The 13,935-nt window shown below is 75.0% G+C and carries 15 protein-coding genes; 13 read left to right on the top strand and 2 right to left on the bottom strand.

The features are described from left to right. Window positions 1–60: 60 nt before the first annotated feature. The 8 genes from ACZ6ZT_RS28190 to ACZ6ZT_RS28155 all read left to right on the top strand — a co-directional run bounded on the left by ACZ6ZT_RS28190 (window position 61) and on the right by ACZ6ZT_RS28155 (window position 8,536). Window positions 61–843, top strand: coding sequence for a hypothetical protein (locus ACZ6ZT_RS28190; RefSeq protein ID WP_469722846.1), 783 nt, complete (start codon window positions 61–63; stop codon window positions 841–843). A 123-nt stretch (window positions 844–966) separates the two neighbouring features. Continuing rightward, window positions 967–2,841, top strand: a complete 1,875-nt coding sequence (glmS, locus tag ACZ6ZT_RS28185) for a glutamine--fructose-6-phosphate transaminase (isomerizing) (protein WP_469722844.1) — start codon at window positions 967–969, stop codon at window positions 2,839–2,841. Window positions 2,842–2,857: 16 nt separating this feature from the next. Beyond that, the gene (locus ACZ6ZT_RS28180; protein WP_469722843.1) at window positions 2,858–3,226 is read left to right on the top strand and encodes a holo-ACP synthase; all 369 of its coding nucleotides are present in this window, start codon (window positions 2,858–2,860) and stop codon (window positions 3,224–3,226) included. Between the two features lie 51 nt (window positions 3,227–3,277). After that, entirely contained in the window at window positions 3,278–4,678 is a 1,401-nt protein-coding gene (locus tag ACZ6ZT_RS28175; RefSeq protein ID WP_469722841.1) for an NAD(P)H-hydrate dehydratase, read from the top strand. Window positions 4,679–5,329: 651 nt separating this feature from the next. After that, complete coding sequence (gene alr, locus ACZ6ZT_RS28170) at window positions 5,330–6,466, top strand: alanine racemase (RefSeq protein ID WP_469722840.1); 1,137 nt, start codon at window positions 5,330–5,332, stop codon at window positions 6,464–6,466. Further along, window positions 6,463–7,665, top strand: coding sequence for an alpha/beta fold hydrolase (locus tag ACZ6ZT_RS28165; protein WP_469722900.1), 1,203 nt, complete (start codon window positions 6,463–6,465; stop codon window positions 7,663–7,665). The genes alr and ACZ6ZT_RS28165 overlap by 4 nt, the downstream gene beginning before the upstream one ends. Then, the gene (gene tsaE, locus ACZ6ZT_RS28160; protein ID WP_469722839.1) at window positions 7,622–8,185 is read left to right on the top strand and encodes a tRNA (adenosine(37)-N6)-threonylcarbamoyltransferase complex ATPase subunit type 1 TsaE; all 564 of its coding nucleotides are present in this window, start codon (window positions 7,622–7,624) and stop codon (window positions 8,183–8,185) included. Before ACZ6ZT_RS28165 ends, tsaE begins: the two co-directional genes overlap by 44 nt. A 165-nt stretch (window positions 8,186–8,350) precedes the next feature. Further along, complete coding sequence (locus tag ACZ6ZT_RS28155) at window positions 8,351–8,536, top strand: hypothetical protein (protein WP_469722838.1); 186 nt, start codon at window positions 8,351–8,353, stop codon at window positions 8,534–8,536. A 78-nt stretch (window positions 8,537–8,614) separates the two neighbouring features. On the opposite strand, the gene ACZ6ZT_RS28150 is transcribed toward ACZ6ZT_RS28155, so the two are convergent. After that, on the bottom strand, window positions 8,615–9,172 hold the full coding sequence (locus ACZ6ZT_RS28150; RefSeq protein WP_469722837.1) for a hypothetical protein: 558 nt from the start codon (window positions 9,170–9,172) through the stop codon (window positions 8,615–8,617). A gap of 167 nt (window positions 9,173–9,339) precedes the next feature. Between ACZ6ZT_RS28150 and tsaB the strand changes: the two genes are divergently transcribed. From tsaB to ACZ6ZT_RS28125, 5 genes are read left to right on the top strand one after another with little or no spacing between them, the layout of a single operon-like run. After that, on the top strand, window positions 9,340–10,002 hold the full coding sequence (gene tsaB / locus ACZ6ZT_RS28145; protein ID WP_469722835.1) for a tRNA (adenosine(37)-N6)-threonylcarbamoyltransferase complex dimerization subunit type 1 TsaB: 663 nt from the start codon (window positions 9,340–9,342) through the stop codon (window positions 10,000–10,002). Then, the gene (rimI, locus tag ACZ6ZT_RS28140; RefSeq protein WP_469722834.1) at window positions 9,999–10,517 is read left to right on the top strand and encodes a ribosomal protein S18-alanine N-acetyltransferase; all 519 of its coding nucleotides are present in this window, start codon (window positions 9,999–10,001) and stop codon (window positions 10,515–10,517) included. Before tsaB ends, rimI begins: the two co-directional genes overlap by 4 nt. Continuing rightward, window positions 10,510–11,637 carry a tRNA (adenosine(37)-N6)-threonylcarbamoyltransferase complex transferase subunit TsaD gene (gene tsaD / locus ACZ6ZT_RS28135; RefSeq protein ID WP_469722833.1) on the top strand — a complete coding sequence of 376 codons (1,128 nt, stop codon included), beginning with the start codon at window positions 10,510–10,512 and terminating at the stop codon, window positions 11,635–11,637. The genes rimI and tsaD overlap by 8 nt, the downstream gene beginning before the upstream one ends. After that, window positions 11,634–11,906 (top strand): hypothetical protein, encoded by a 273-nt coding sequence (locus ACZ6ZT_RS28130; RefSeq protein WP_469722831.1) that lies wholly within the window; start codon window positions 11,634–11,636, stop codon window positions 11,904–11,906. The genes tsaD and ACZ6ZT_RS28130 overlap by 4 nt, the downstream gene beginning before the upstream one ends. 58 nt (window positions 11,907–11,964) lie before the next feature. Beyond that, a complete protein-coding gene (locus tag ACZ6ZT_RS28125) occupies window positions 11,965–12,633 on the top strand; it encodes a hypothetical protein (protein ID WP_469722830.1) in 669 nt (222 codons plus the stop codon). A gap of 131 nt (window positions 12,634–12,764) precedes the next feature. On the opposite strand, the gene ACZ6ZT_RS28120 is transcribed toward ACZ6ZT_RS28125, so the two are convergent. Then, the gene (locus ACZ6ZT_RS28120; protein ID WP_469722828.1) at window positions 12,765–13,934 is read right to left on the bottom strand and encodes a THUMP-like domain-containing protein; all 1,170 of its coding nucleotides are present in this window, start codon (window positions 13,932–13,934) and stop codon (window positions 12,765–12,767) included. Between the last annotated feature and the right edge of the window lies 1 nt (window position 13,935).

Raw genomic sequence — 13,935 nt, 5'->3', positions numbered from 1 at the left:
GATCACCGCCACGCCGATCCGCGTCCTGGCGGCGTTCATTTTTCCTGGGGGAGAACCTTCGTGCGTACCGCGCTCGTCCGTCGTACCGTCCTGACCGCCTCCGCGCTGTCCCTGGCCCTGCTCGCCACCGCCTGCGGATCCGACAAGGCCGACACGAAGGACGACGCCAAGCCGGACGCGCGGCCGTCCGCGCCGTCGGGCGCCCCGGCGGCCAAGGGCAAGACCGACGCGGAGCTGACCTCCCTGCTGGTCACGCAGGCCGACGTCCCGGACTACCTGGTCAAGGCCGACGCGGGCGCCAAGCTCGCCCAGTCCGACCGGACGCAGCTCGCCACCGACAAGCCCGCCTGCAAGGTCCTGGTGCAGACCCAGGCCCTGCAGAAGGTCGGCACGCCGACCGGCGTCGCCCGGACCGGGATGGGCGCCAAGCCGAAGGAGCCGGCGGCCGGTGCCACGGAGGAGCAGAAGCTCGAAGCCGTCAAGAACGCGATCGGCACCACCGCGACGATGACCGGCCTCTCCTCGTACGACGGCCAGGGCGCCCAGGAGACCCTGGCGGCCTTCAAGACCGCCGGGCAGATGTGCGCGGGCGGCTTCTCCTCCACCGCCGAGGGCGAGACCACCAAGTACGAGAGCGTCGCCGCGGGCCCGGCCGTCACCGGCGGTGACGAGGCCGTCAGCCTCACCCTGACCGCGGACCTGGGCGACGGCGACAAGAGCACCGTGCTCCTCGTGATGGTGCGCAAGGGCTCCACGGTGGCCTCCTTCAGCTCGGTCAGCCTCCTCGGCACGGCGGAGTCCCCGAAGACCCTGATCGACGCGCAGGTCAAGAAGCTCGGCTGATCCCAACCTCCGGGCCGCCCCGATCGGGCCCCGACGTCAACCCCGCTCCGGCTTTTCGCCGGGCGGGGTTTCGTCTTGCCGGGGTGCCGGGTAGGGGGACGACTACGGCGTACGCTGCGGCCTATGTGCGGAATTGTGGGTTATGTGGGAGCGCAGTCGGCGCTCGATGTGGTCATCGCCGGACTGAAGCGGCTGGAGTACCGGGGCTACGACTCGGCCGGCATCGCGGTGCTCGCCGACGGGCGGCTCGCCAGCGTCAAGAAGGCCGGGAAGCTGGTCAACCTGGAGAAGGAGCTCGTCCAGCGGCCGCTGCCGGCCGGCTGCACCGGGCTCGGACACACCCGCTGGGCCACCCACGGGGCGCCCACCGACGTCAACGCCCACCCGCACCTGGACAACTCCGGCCGGGTGGCCGTCGTACACAACGGCATCATCGAGAACTTCGCCGCGCTGCGCGCCGAACTCGCCGAGCGCGGGCACCGGCTGGAGTCCGAGACCGACACCGAGGTCGTGGCGCACCTGCTCGCCGAGCACTTCGCCGCCGCCGCCCCGGCCGCCGGGGCGGGCGCGCCCGGGGTGCTCGCGGAGGCCATGCGGCAGGTGTGCCGGCGGCTGGAGGGAGCCTTCACGCTGGTGGCGGTGCACGCCGACGAGCCGGACGTGGTGGTCGGGGCGCGCCGCAACTCCCCGCTGGTGGTGGGTGTCGGGGAGGGGGAGAACTTCCTCGCCTCGGACGTGTCCGCGTTCATCGCCCATACCCGCTCGGCGATCGAGCTGGGCCAGGACCAGGTCGTCGAACTGCGCCGCGACGGGGTCACGGTGACCGGCTTCGACGGTTCGCCCGCGCAGGTGCGGGCGTACCACGTGGACTGGGACGCCTCGGCGGCCGAGAAGGGCGGCTACGACTACTTCATGCTCAAGGAGATCGCCGAGCAGCCGAAGGCCGTCGCCGACACCCTCCTCGGCCGGATCGACGCGGGCGGGCAGCTGAGCCTCGACGAGGTGCGCATCCCCGCCTCGGTGCTCCGCGAGGTCGACAAGGTCGTGATCGTGGCGTGCGGTACGGCGTACCACGCGGGCATGATCGCGAAGCTGGCCATCGAGCACTGGACCCGTATCCCCTGCGAGACCGAGCTGGCCAGCGAGTTCCGCTACCGCGACCCGATCCTGGACCAGCGGACGCTGGTGATCGCGATCTCCCAGTCCGGCGAGACCATGGACACCCTGATGGCGCTGCGCCACGCGCGCGAGCAGGGCGCGAGGGTGCTGGCCGTCTGCAACACCAACGGGTCCACCATTCCGCGCGAGTCGGACGCCGTGCTGTACACGCACGCCGGTCCGGAGGTGGCCGTCGCCTCGACCAAGGCGTTCCTGACGCAGCTCGTCGCCTGCTACCTCGTCGCGCTGTACCTGGGGCAGGTACGGGGCACGAAGTGGGGCGACGAGATCGACTCGGTGATCCGGGAGCTGTCGCGGATCGCCGGGGCCGTGGAACGGGTGCTGGAGACGATGGAGCCGGTACGGCGGCTCGCGCGGTCGCTGGCCGACAAGAACACCGTGCTGTTCCTGGGGCGGCACGTGGGCTACCCGGTGGCGCTGGAGGGCGCGCTCAAGCTGAAGGAGCTGGCGTACATGCACGCCGAGGGCTTCGCGGCGGGCGAACTCAAGCACGGGCCGATCGCGCTGATCGAGCAGGACGTGCCGGTGGTGGTCGTCGTACCGTCGCCGCGCGGGCGCTCGGTGCTGCACGACAAGATCGTCTCGAACATCCAGGAGATCCGGGCGCGCGGGGCGCGGACCATCGTGATCGCGGAGGAGGGGGACGAGGCGGTGGTCCCGTACGCCGACCACCTGATCCGCATCCCGGCGACGCCGACGCTGCTCCAGCCGCTGGTGGCGACGGTGCCGTTGCAGGTGTTCGCGTGCGAGCTGGCGACGGCGCGGGGGAACGAGGTGGACCAGCCGCGTAACCTCGCCAAGTCGGTGACCGTGGAGTAGTGGGGTTGTTGTTGTCGTGATTGTCGGTGTGGGGATTGACGTGGCCGAGATCGAGCGGTTCGGCGCCGCGCTGGAGCGGACGCCGAACCTGGCGCGACGGCTGTTCCTCGACGCCGAGTTGACGCTGCCGAGCGGCGAGCGGCGCGGAACCGCCTCGCTCGCCGCCCGGTTCGCGGCCAAGGAGGCCCTGGCCAAGGCGCTGGGCGCGCCCGGCGGGCTGCTGTGGACGGACGCCGAGGTGTACGTGGAGGAGTCCGGGCAGCCGCGGCTGCGGGTGTCGGGGACGGTGGAGGCGCGGGCGCGGGAGCTGGGGGTGACGGCGTGGCACATCTCGCTGAGTCATGACGCCGGTGTGGCCTCGGCGGTGGTGATCGCGGAGCGGTGAGGGCGGTGCCGGAGCCCGTTGGGGGAGCGGGCTTCGGGCAGGCTGGGGGGCATGCGTACTGCTTACAGCGTGGAGACCGTACGGGCCGCCGAGCGCGAGCTGATGGCGCGGCTGCCGGAGGGCGCCCTGATGGCGCGGGCCGCGGCGGGACTGGCCGCCGTGTGCGCCGGGTTGCTGGGGCGGGTGTACGGGGCCCGGGTGGTGGTGCTGGCCGGGCCCGGGGACAACGGCGGTGACGCCCTGTACGCGGGGGCGCGGCTGGCGCGGCGCGGGGCCCGGGTGTCGGCGGTGCCGATGGATCCGCAGCGGCTGCATCCGGGCGGGCTGGCCGCGCTGCGGGCCGCCGGGGGCCGGGTCGAGGAGTCGGTGCCGCGGCGGGCGGACCTCGTCCTGGACGGGCTGGTCGGCATCGGCGGCCGGGGCGGGCTGCGGCCGGCGGCGGCCGCGCTGGCGGAGGCGGTCCCCGAGGGCGCCCTGGTGGTCGCCGTGGACCTGCCGAGCGGGGTCGACGCGGACACCGGGGAGGTGACGGGCCCGGCGGTGTCGGCCGACGTGACGGTGACCTTCGGGGCGTACAAGCCGGGGCTGCTGATCGACCCCGGGGCTTCGCGGGTGGGGGCGGTGCGGCTGGTCGGGATCGGGCTGGAGCTGCCGGAACCGGAGCTGGAGGCCCTCCAGCACGCGGATGTGGCGCGGTTGCTGCCGGTGCCGGGGGCGTCGAGCGACAAGTACCGGCGGGGCGTGGTCGGGGTCATCGCCGGGTCGGAGCAGTACCCGGGGGCGGCGGTGCTGGCCGTGTCGGGGGCGCTGCGGGGTGGTGCGGGGGCGGTGCGGTACGTGGGCCCGGCGGCGGACGCCGTGCTCGCGCGGTACCCGGAGGTGCTGGTCGGGCGGGGCCGGGTGCAGGCGTGGGTGGTCGGGCCGGGCATCGGGGCCGGGCGGGCCGCGGAGGTCGCCGAGGCGCTGGCCGACCGGGACGTGCCGGTGCTGGTGGACGCGGACGGGCTGCGGGAACTGGACCCCGAGGTGGTGCGGGGGCGGCGGGCCGCGACCCTGCTGACCCCGCACGCGGGGGAGGCGGCGGCGCTGCTGGGGGTGCCGAGGGAGTCGGTGGAGGCCGGGCGGCTGGCCGCCGTACGGGAGCTGGCCGGGCGGTACGGGGCGACGGCCCTGCTGAAGGGGTCCACGACGCTGGTCGCCGCCGCCGGGTCCGGATCGCCGGTCCGGGTGAACCCGACGGGGACGGCGTGGCTGGCCACCGCCGGGAGCGGGGACGTCCTGTCGGGGCTGGCGGGGGCGCTGCTGGCGGGCGGCCTGTCGGGGGTGGACGCGGGGTCGGTGGGCGCGTACCTGCACGGCCTGGCGGGGCGGCTGGCGGCCGGTGGCGCGCCGGTGGTGGCGCACGAGGTGGCGGCCGCCGTACCGGCCGCCTGGCGCGACGTGCGGGCCTGACCCGGACGGGGCCCCCGGGGCTCCGCCCCGCACCCCGCGCCTCAAACGCCGGCGGGGCTGTATGTGGCTGGGCGCCGCCCTCGGCTACGGCGCCGTTGCCGGGGGCGGGGTGCCGGGCCCGGGTCTGGAACACCGGTGGGGCCGGGCGTCGGGCACCGGGCGGGAGGTGGCTAGGTGGCGCGTTCGGCCTGGCACCGTTGCCCGGGCGGGCCCCGGACCCCGCGCCTCAAACGCCGGCGGGGCTGGGTGTGGCGGGGCGGCTGGCCGTCGGCGGCGGCCGCGGTACCGGGCGCGAGGCGCGGCGTGAGGGCCTGGCCCGGCGGGCCGTCCCGGGGCTCCGCCCCGCACCCCGCGCCTCAAACGCCGGCGGGGCTGTATTTGGCTGGGCGACGTACGCGGCTGCGGCGCCGTTGCCGGGGGCGGGCGGCCGGGAGCCGGGCTGGCGGTGGCTGAGTGGCGTTCGGCTGAGGCGCTGTTGTCGGGGGCGGGTCTCCGGACCCGCGTCTTTGGCGGCCGGGCTGCTCGTGCCGACCTCCGTGTTCGGTCCCGGCAACGTTGCCGGGGGTCGGCCCTCGGGCCCCGTGCCTTCGGCGCCGGGAGGCGGGGGCCGTGGAGAGGAGGTGGGGTGGGGGTTCTGAGAGACTGGGGGCGATGAACGAGAGAGCGCCGCGCGTGTACGCCGAGATCGATCTTGACGCAGTACGGGAGAACGTACGCGCGCTGCGCGCACGGGCGCCCCGGGCCCAGCTGATGGCCGTCGTCAAGGCGAACGCCTACGGGCACGGGGCCGTGCCGTGCGCCCGCGCCGCCCAGGAGGCCGGGGCCACCTGGCTCGGTACCGCCACCCCCGAGGAGGCGCTCGCGCTGCGGGCCGCCGGGATCGAGGGGCGTCTGCTGTGCTGGCTCTGGACCCCCGGCGGGCCCTGGCGGGAGGCCGTCGAGGCCGACATCGACGTGTCGGTGAGCGGCCTGTGGGCCCTGGACGAGGTACGGGAGGCCGCCCGCGCGGCCGGCCGGACCGCCAGGATCCAGCTCAAGGCCGACACCGGCCTCGGCCGCAACGGCTGCCAGCCCGCCGACTGGGCCGAACTCGTCGGCGCGGCCGTCGCCGCCCAGGCGGAGGGCACCGTCCAGGTCACCGGCGTCTGGTCGCACCTCGCCTGCGCCGACGAGCCCGGCCACCCCTCGATCCGGCTCCAGCTCGACGCGTTCGCCGACATGCTCGCGTACGCGGAGAAGGAGGGCGTCGACCCCGAGGTCCGGCACATCGCCAACTCCCCGGCGACCCTCACCCTCCCCGAGAGCCACTACGACCTCGTCCGTACCGGCCTGGCCGTCTACGGCGTCTCGCCCGCGCCCGAGCTCGGCACCCCCGCCCAGCTCGGCCTGCGCCCCGCCATGCGGCTCAAGGCCTCCCTGGCCCTGGTCAAGCCCGTCCCCGCCGGGCACGGCGTGAGCTACGGCCACCACTACGTCACCGAAACGGACACCCACCTGGCCCTCGTCCCGGCCGGCTACGCCGACGGACTGCCGCGCGCCGCCTCCGGCCGCGGCCCGGTCCTCGTCGGCGGCCGGATCCGGCGGGCCGCCGGGCGGATCGCCATGGACCAGTTCGTGGTCGACCTCGGCGAGGACCTCGCCGCCGTGGGTGACGAGGCCGTCATCCTCGGTGACGGCGAGCGCGGCGAGCCCACGGCCGAGGACTGGGCTCAAGCGGCGCACACGATCGCGTATGAGATCGTCACCCGTATCGGAGGTCGGGTGCCCCGGGTGTATCTGGGCGGCTGAGTGAGGACGGCGACATCGTGAGCGAGAACTGGCGCAAGGCCGGCTGGGCCGGCGCCGCCATCGGTGTCATAGCGGCGGGTGCCGCGGCCGGTGTCGCGGTCGAACGCATCACCGTGGGCCGCGGCCTGCGCAGGAAGGCGCGCCTCGCGCTCGACGCCGCCGGCGAGTACGGCTCGCTGCGCGGCACCGAGGGCGTCTGCCGCGCCGAGGACGGCACCGGCCTCTACTACGAGACCGACGAACTGCCCGAGCCCGACGAGGGCAAGAAGCGGCGGCTGCGCCCCAAGTCCCCCGCCGAGAGCGCCACCATCGTCTTCTGCCACGGCTACTGCCTCTCCCAGGACGCCTGGCACTTCCAGCGCGCCGCCCTGCGCGGCGTGGTCCGGGCCGTGTACTGGGACCAGCGCAGCCACGGCCTCAGCGAGCGCGGCCCGGCCCCGGCCGACGGCGGGCCGGTGAGCATCGACCAGCTCGGCCGCGACCTGAAGGCCGTCATCGACGCCACCGCCCCCGAGGGCCCGCTCGTCCTCGTCGGCCACTCCATGGGCGGCATGACCGTGATGGCCTTCGCCGAGCAGTTCCCGGAGCTGGTGCGCGAGCGCGTGGTCGGGGTGGCGCTGGTCGGCACCTCCAGCGGCCGGCTGGACGAGGTCACGTACGGGCTGCCCTCGGTCGGCATGGGCGCGGTGCGCCGGCTGCTGCCGGGGGTGCTGAAGGCGCTCGGCTCGCAGGTGGAGCTGGTGGAGAAGGGGCGGCGGGCCACCGCCGACCTGTTCGCCGGGATGATCAAGCTGTACTCGTTCGGGTCCCGGGACGTGGACCCCGGGGTCGCCCGCTTCGCGGAGCGGCTGATCGAGGCGACCCCGATCGACGTGGTCGCGGAGTTCTATCCGGCCTTCCAGAGCCACGACAAGAGCGCCGCGCTCCAGCGGTTCGCGGACATTGCCGTGACGGTCGTCGCCGGGGACCGGGACATGATCACCCCGGCGGCGCACAGCGTGGCGATCAAGGAGGAGCTGCCGGCCGCCGAGCTGGTCGTGCTGGAGCACACCGGGCACCTGATGATGCTGGAACGCCCGGACATCGTGACCGGGCTGCTGACGGACCTGCTGGCGCGCACCGGGGCCGTCCCGGCAGCGGCTAACGTTGGGACGCATGGAAGAAGTACCGCGGGAAGCACCGCGCAGCCCGGCGGCTGAGGCCCTCGCCGAGGCCGCCGCCGAAACCCTGATCACCGTCGACTCGCCCGCCTCCATGCAGGACCTCGGGCGCCGGATCGCGGGGCTGCTGCGCCCCGGCGACCTCGTCCTGCTGACCGGCGAGCTCGGCGCGGGCAAGACCACCCTGACCCGGGGGCTGGGGGAAGGGCTGGGCGTGCGCGGGGCCGTGACCTCGCCCACCTTCGTGATCGCCCGGGTCCACCCGTCCCTGAGCGGCGGACCGGCGCTGGTGCACGTGGACGCGTACCGCCTCGGCGGCGGGCTGGACGAGATGGAGGACCTCGACCTCGACGTCTCGCTGCCCGAGTCCGTGATCGTCGTGGAGTGGGGCGACGGCAAGGTGGAGGAGCTCTCCGAGGACCGGCTGCACGTGGTGATCGGGCGGGCCGTCGGCCACGAGGAGGTCCTGGACGACGTACGCGAGGTCGCGCTGCGCGGGGTCGGGGCGCGCTGGGCCGGGGCGGAGCTGGCGGAACTGGCGCGGGCGGCCGCGCGGTAGGGGCTTTGCGCGTACGGCCGCTCTCGTACGTACCGACAACGTACCGACAAGGCGTCGGGAAAACATTGCGCTCGCGCGGGCACCCGTGGTGACATGGTATCCAGCGCCGGTTAGGTCTGCCTAAGTTCGGGCCGGAGCCGGTCTCCCGGGTGTCAGGAGGCAGCCATGTCGGCAGCAGGTGCGGAGCGCGCGCCCGTCGTGTCCATGCGGGCCCTGCTCGCGGCCGGTGCGGCGGCCACGGCCGTCTCGACGCCGCCCGCGCGGGCGGACCTCCGGCCGCGGCCGGAGGGGGAGAGCGGCCGCGAAGGGCCCGACGCGGAACAGGCCGCCCCGGAGTCGGAGGCGGCCTGATCACCCGTTCGGGTGAAGCGGGTGCGGCGTGTGAGAAGACGGCGCGTCAGAGGAACGGCGCCTCAGGGGTACGGCGCGTCAGAGGACGACGACGACCTTCGAGTTGATCGTGGCGAAGGCCCACATCGCGTCGCCGTCGGCCCGCGACATCCGGATGCCGCCGGCCTTCTTCGCCGGGTCCGGCGCCGGCATCGTGCCGTCCACGCGGGCGCTGAAGCCGACGGTGATGCCGTCCGTGGTGGCGAACCGTACGACGTGCTCGATCGGCACCCCGTCCGTGCCGGTGACCGTGCCCGAGCGCGAGCCGACCACGTAGGTGCCGGGCAGCGGATGCACCGTGCTCGGAGTCACCGGGAAGGACTTCGGGTCCCGGCCGTCCTCCGGCACCAGCCACACCCGCTTCTGGGAGACCGAGTACACGACCCGCATCCCGGTCCCGGAGTCGGCCGGCAGGGCCGTCGCCTTCGCCGGGTCCTGCTTGGCGGGGGCCTGGTTCTGGTGCGCCTGCGGGGCCTGCGGGGCCGTCTTCACCGGGTGCGCGGGCGCCGTCGCGGAGGCCTGCCAGCCGAGGAAGCCGATGGCGGCGATCGCCACCACGGTGAGCCCGGCCACGATTCCCGAGCTGCTGCGTGCCACCTTGCTCCACCTCTCCGCGCCTGCGTCGCCGACCCGGGGACGCCCGGCGCGAGCCGGTTCGCACACCGGGTCGAGTCCCGGTCGTGTCCCCGGGTCGAAAGGTAGCAGCCGGGCCCCCGTCCGACCGGCCGCAAAGCCCCGGGCCCGGGGAGTCGTAGGCTGTTCGCGTGCTCTTGCTCGCCGTAGATACCGCCACGCCCGCCGTCACCGTCGCCCTGCACGACGGGGAGACCGTCCTCGCCGAGTCGAACCAGGTCGACGCCCGCCGCCACGGGGAGCTGCTGCTGCCCTCCGTCGACGCGGTCCTCGCCGAGGCCGGGGTGAAGCTCGAAGCCCTCACCGGCGTCGTCGTCGGCGTCGGGCCCGGCCCGTACACGGGGCTGCGCGTCGGCCTCGTCACCGCCTCCACCTTCGCCTCCGTCCTCGGTGTCCCCGTGCACGGCCTGTGCACCCTCGACGGCCTCGCGTACGCCGCCGGTGCCGCCGGGATCGAAGGCCCCTTCACCGTCGCCACCGACGCGCGGCGCAAGGAGGTCTACTGGGCGCGGTACGAGGACCCCCGCACCCGGACCGGCGAGCCCGCCGTGGACCGGCCCGCCGACATCGCCGAGCGCGTCGCGGGCCTGCCCGCCGTCGGCGAGGGCGCCCGGCTCTACCCCGAGGTGTTCCCGGACGCCCGCGGCCCCGTCCACCAGTCGGCGGCGGCCCTCGCCGCCCTGGCCGCGGAGCGGCTCGCGGCCGGCGCGGACTTCCTGCCGCCGACCCCCCTGTACCTGCGGCGGCCCGACGCGCAGGTACCGAAGAACTACAAGGTGGTCACCCCCAAGTGACGGCCGCGACCGCGGTGCTCCGCGAGATGCGCTGGTGGGACATCGAGCCGGTGCTGGAGCTGGAGCACGAGCTGTTCCCCGACGACGCCTGGTCGGCCGGCATGTTCTGGTCCGAGCTCACCCACGCGCGCGGACCGCGGGCCACCCGCCGCTACCTCGTCGCCGAGGACCCGGCCACCGGCCGCGTCGTCGGCTACGCCGGGCTGGCCGCCGCCGGCGACCTGGGCGACGTACAGACCATCGCGGTCGCGCGCGAGCAGTGGGGCACCGGGCTCGGTGCCCGGCTGCTCACCGAACTGCTGCGGGCCGCCACGGCGTTCGAATGCGCCGAGGTGCTGCTGGAGGTGCGGGTGGACAACACGCGCGCCCAGAAGCTGTACGAGCGCTTCGGCTTCGAGCCGATCGGCTTCCGGCGCGGCTACTACCAGCCGGGCAACGTCGACGCGCTCGTGATGCGCCTTTCCGATCCTGCAAGCTCCGTACCCGTACCCGTACAAGGTGAGACCCATGGCTGACGAACCGCTCGTCCTCGGTATCGAGACCTCCTGCGACGAGACCGGCGTCGGCGTCGTCCGCGGCACCACCCTGCTCGCGGACGCCATCGCGTCGAGCGTCGACGAGCACGCCCGCTTCGGCGGCGTCGTCCCCGAGGTGGCCTCCCGCGCCCACCTGGAGGCGATGGTCCCGACCATCGAACGCGCGCTGAAGGAGGCCGGGGTCAGCGCCCGCGACCTCGACGGCATCGCGGTCACCGCCGGTCCCGGTCTCGCGGGCGCGCTGCTCGTCGGCGTCTCGGCGGCCAAGGCGTACGCGTACGCGCTGGGCAAGCCGCTCTACGGCGTCAACCACCTGGCCTCGCACATCTGCGTCGACCAACTGGAGCACGGGCCGCTGCCGGAGCCGACCATGGCGCTGCTGGTGTCGGGCGGGCACTCCTCGCTGCTGCTGGCCCCCGACATCACCAGCGACGTCCGTCCGCTCGGTGCGACCATCGACGACGCGGCGGGCGAGGCCTTCGACAAGATCGCGCGCGTGCTGCAGCTGGGCTTCCCCGGCGGACCGGTCATCGACCGGCTCGCGCGCGAGGGCGACCCCAAGGCCATCAACTTCCCGCGCGGGCTGACGGGGCCGCGCGACGCGGCGTACGACTTCTCCTTCTCCGGGCTGAAGACGTCGGTGGCCCGCTGGATCGAGGCCAAGCGGAAGGCGGGCGAGGAGGTGCCGGTGCGCGATGTGGCGGCGTCCTTCCAGGAGGCGGTGGTGGACGTGCTGACGCGCAAGGCGATCCGCGCGTGCAAGGACGAGGGCGTCGACCACCTGATGATCGGCGGCGGCGTGGCGGCCAACTCGCGGCTGCGCTCGCTCGCGCAGGAGCGCTGCGACGACGCCGGGATCGTGCTGCGGGTGCCGCGGCCGAAGCTGTGCACGGACAACGGGGCGATGGTCGCTGCGTTGGGGGCGGAGATGGTCCGGCGCAACCGGCCGGCCTCCGACTGGGACCTGTCCGCGGACTCCTCGCTGCCGGTGACGGACCCGCACGTGCCGGGGAGCGGTGGCAGCCATGGGCATGGGCATTCCCATGGGCACGACCACGATCACGTGCACGAGCTGAGCAAGGACAACCTGTACTCGTGAGCACCGTCGCGCTGATGTGGGAGGCCCGGGCCGCCGACGGCCGGGGCACGGAGCTGCTGGAGTGGGCCCGCGCGCAGATCCTGGCCCGGGATCCGGTGCGCCGCGAGGTGCTGCGGGCCGCGCAGGACCGGATCCTCGTGATCACCTGGTGGGAGGCTCCCGAGGGGGTCTCGGCGGAGCTGCCCGAGCTGCCCGAGCCGGCGGCGGACCTGATCACCCGGGCGGTGCACCGCTGGCGGTTCGAATCGGTCGAGGTCACGGGCGGCTGAAGCGCGCGTCGAGCGGGGCTGCGGCGGGGCTTAGGGGCCGGGTTCTACTGTCGTGCGCATGCCGCCCAGCCGTGAACTCCCGCCCCCGCCGCCGCCCGCGCACCTGCGCGAGTGGCTGGACGCGTCCGCCGTACGGGCCGACCGCGCGCGCTTCCTCGTCGAGCTGGGCCGGCGCGGCCTGGGCCCGGTGCGGCTGGCGCAGCTCTGGGCGGTGGCCGCCGCCTTCGCGCTCGGCTGGGGCTTCGTCGGCCTGGCCGTGACCTCCTTCGGGACCGGTGACGCCGTGGAGGGCCTGTTCGGGATGGTGTACGCCGCCTTCGGGGCGGGTGTGCTGGTACCCGCCGGGGCCTGGTTCGCGCGGGGTGTCCGGCGGGAGCGGCGCGAGCACGAGCTGCTGTGCGGCTGGGTCGAAGCCGCGCCGGAACCCGTCGAGGACCCCGCGCTGAAGGCACCCGTACGCAGCCTGGTGTGGCTGGCGGCCTCCCTGGCGCTCGGGGCCTGCGGGCTGTGGGTGGCCTTCGCGGCGGCGGCCGGAGCGGGCCCGGGCGGGACGGCGTACGGAGAGGTGGTGGGCTTCGTGGGGCTCGGCATGATCCTGTGGATCACCGGGCTGCTGGGCGCGGCCAAGGCGGCCACCCACCACCGCTGGACGGCCCGCGCCACACGACCGGCGCCCGCGCCGGCGCCGGCCCGGGGCGGGATGGGCGCGCCGCTGCTGGGGCGCTGAGGCGGGGCGGTGGGCTGGTTGCCGGGCCGGTGACCCGGGCGGCGTCGGTTGCCGGGCCGGTGACCCGGGCGGTGGGCCGGTGACCCGCGTGGCCCCGGCTGCCGGGCCGGTGGCCCCGGCGGCGTCGGCCGCTACGCCGGAGATCCGATCAGCATCGAGGGGGCGCCCGCGACCCGGGTCAGGAAGACGGTCGCCGCGTTCGGGCCCTGCGGCTTGACCTTGCGGCGCAGCTCCTCCGGCTCGATCGCGGAGCCGCGCTTCTTCACCGTCAGGATCCCGACCTCGCGCTCGCGCAGCAGCGCCTTCAGCTTCTTCAGCCCGAACGGCAGCACGTCGGTGATCTCGTACGCCGTCGCGTACGGCGTCGCGCGCAGCTCGTCGGCGGTGATGTAGGCGATGGTCGGGTCGATCAGCCGGCCGTCCAGGTGCTCGGCCACCTCGGCGACGAGGTGGGCGCGGATCACCGCCCCGTCGGGCTCGTACAGGTAGCGCCCCACCGGGCCCGCCTCCGGGTCCGGCAGCGGGGCGGTGGTCAGCAGTTCGCGCGGGCCGGGCAGCAGGGTGGCGCGGACCGTCCCGGGAGCGGTGCCGAACCACAGCACGGCCTCCTTCACGTCCCCGTGGTCGGAGATCCACTCGGCCTCGGCCTGCGCCGGGACCGCCTCGTGCGGGATCCCGGGGGCGATCTTGATGGCGGCGTGCCGGGCCGCCCGGGCGGTCTCCACCGCCCAGGACAGCGGCGGCGAGTACGACTCCGGGTCGAAGATCCGGCCGCGCCCGCCACGGCGCGCCGGGTCGATGAAGACGGCCTCGTACGCGGACACGTCGACCCGCGTCACATCGGCTTCGCGGACCTCGATCAGCTCCGCCAGCCCCAGTGCTTCGGCGTTGGCCCGCGCGACCGCCACCGTCAGCGGGTCGACGTCCACCGCCAGCACCCGGATCCCGAGCCGGGCCAGCGCCAGGGCGTCCCCGCCGATGCCGCAGCACAGGTCCGCGACGCTCCGTACGCCCAGCGCCGCGAGCCGCCCGGCGCGGTACGAGGCCACCGACGCGCGGGTGGCCATCTCCCCGCCGCCGGGGGTGAAGAACATCCGGAACGCGTCCTCGGCCCCGAACTTCGCCACCGCCCGCTGGCGCAGGCGCGCCTGGCCGAGGGCCGCCGACACCAGCGGGGCGGGGTGGTCGCGGCGCAGCCGGGTGGCGAGGGCGAGCTCCTGGCCGGGGTCGTGGTCGCGGAGGGAGTCGAGGAGGGTGCGGCCCTCGGGGGTGAGGAGCGCGGCGAAGTCTTCGGGGGTCACC

Source organism: Streptomyces sp. NPDC102258, from assembly GCF_055584685.1.
This window is presented reverse-complemented; position numbering and strand designations above follow the sequence as displayed.